This window comes from Pantoea sp. CTOTU49201, from assembly GCF_032054795.1.
GTDB lineage: Bacteria > Pseudomonadota > Gammaproteobacteria > Enterobacterales > Enterobacteriaceae > Pantoea > Pantoea symbiotica.
The window spans coordinates 1-1,861 of the sequence record NZ_DAMBSA010000607.1; the positions used below are offsets into that span (position 1 = coordinate 1).

The 1,861-nt window shown below is 60.1% G+C and carries 2 protein-coding genes; both read left to right on the forward strand.

The window, feature by feature from the left end; all coding sequences use genetic code 11:
* On the forward strand, nucleotides 1-965 hold a 965-nt coding region (gene icmH / locus RTY00_RS24350), incomplete at its 5' end, for a type IVB secretion system protein IcmH/DotU (protein ID WP_312666685.1).
* Nucleotides 965-1,861: type VI secretion protein IcmF/TssM N-terminal domain-containing protein (locus tag RTY00_RS24355; protein ID WP_312666686.1), on the forward strand; the 897-nt coding region annotated here is incomplete at its 3' end. The genes icmH and RTY00_RS24355, both read left to right, overlap by 1 nt.

Consider the following 1,861-nt stretch of genomic DNA (forward strand, 5'->3'; position numbering starts at 1 on the left):
CAGCGGCGCAAACGCCGTGGGGCACGCGCGGCGTGTGGTCTGGTAACGGCATGCTGGTGACTTTTCATAATGAAAGCTGGGGCGGCGAGAAAGTGTTCCAGCTGTTGTCGCGCGTTTCGCAGAGCCCGCAGCAGCACCTGTGGCTGCTGGAACTGATCCACTATTGTCTGTTGCTCGGCTATGAAGGTCGCTATCGCGGCAGTGACAGCGGTCGCGCACAGTGTGAAGCGATCCGCAAACGCCTGGCGCAATTGATAGCCGAGCATCGTCCATCGAGCGCCAATCCGGCGGTGCCGCTGGTGGAAGTGCATCCGCTGGTCAGCACCCTAACGCGTCCAATGGTGCCGCTCTGGGCCTGCGTTACCTTAGCCACGCTGGTGGCGAGCCTGATTTACAGCGGGCTGAACTGGCGGCTCGGCAACGCTGCCGAACCGCTGCTGCGCACCATCTATCAAACCCCGCTGCCACAAATCACGCCTGGACGTCGCCCTACTTCCCCTCAAGCGCTGCTCGATCTGCATCAACGTCTGAATGATGTGATTGCGGCCGGACAGCTGGAAGTGAGCGATGGCGCGTTCGGCAGCAAAGTGATCATCCCCGCTGATAAACTGTTCTCCAGCGATGGCACTGTGGTGAATCAAGTTGGCCGCGCGCTGCTGGCGCATGTGGCCAGCGCGATGAAAACGGTGAAAGGCACGGTTTTGGTCTCGGTGTATACCGACAACAGCCCGGTCGATGGCCGTTTCGCCTCGAGCTACGAATTCTCCTTTGCCCGCGCACGCGCCATCACCCAGCTGCTAAATCCGCAGCTCGCCGAAGGTCACAGCGTGAAAGCGGAAGGTCGCGGCGACAGCAATCCGCTGCTGCCGAACGACAGCAATGAAAACCGCACCCGCAATCGTCGGGTGGAAATCACCCTGTTTGTGACACCGGAAACCCTCGGCAATCATCAGGGAGGCCAATGATGCGCGCATCACTGCAACATCTGTTAACCCATCGCCTGCTGTGGAGCCTGATTGGCGTCACGGCACTGAGCTGCGTGCTGTGGATGCTCGGACCGCTGTGGAGCTGGGGCGATACGCGCCCGCTCGAGCCGGTATTGCCGCGCCAGTTAGCGGTCGGCCTGCTTTATCTGCTCTGGCTGCTGTTCCAGTTTATCCCTGCATTGTGGCGCGGCTGGTTTAACAGCAAGCTGCTTAATCGTCTGCAGCAGATGAGCCAGGAAGAGTTATCCGATCGTCAGGCCACAGAAACCCTGCTGGCGCAGCGCTTCAGTGAAGCAGCGCTGCGTTTAAAGCGCACTCAGTTTGGTCGTCGCCATCAGCAAAGCTGGCTGGCACGTTTTCAAAGTCATTACCTCTATCAGCTGCCGTGGTACGTGATGATTGGCGCGCCTGGCGCGGGTAAAACCACTGCGTTACTCAATGCAGGCCTGGAATTCCCGCTCACCGACAGCCTCGGTAAAGCGGCGATTCGCGGCGTGGGCGGCACGCGCCATTGCGACTGGTGGTTTACCGACAGCGCAGTACTGATCGATACCGCCGGGCGTTACGCCCTACAGGAGAGCCAGCGCGCGCGCGACGGCGCGGAGTGGCAGAGTTTTATCAATCTGCTGAAGCGCTATCGTACCCGCCAGCCGATTAACGGCGTGATCATGACCATCAGCGTCTCCGATCTGCTGACTGATTCAGCCGAAGCGCGCCATGCGCAGGCCAGCGCGCTGCGTGAACGCATGGCGGAGCTGCATCAGCACACCGGCATTCACTTCCCGGTTTACGTGATGGTGACCAAAACCGACCTGCTGAAAGGGTTTATGAGTTTCTACGGCAGCCAAAGCAAGCCGCAGCGCGATGCGATTTGG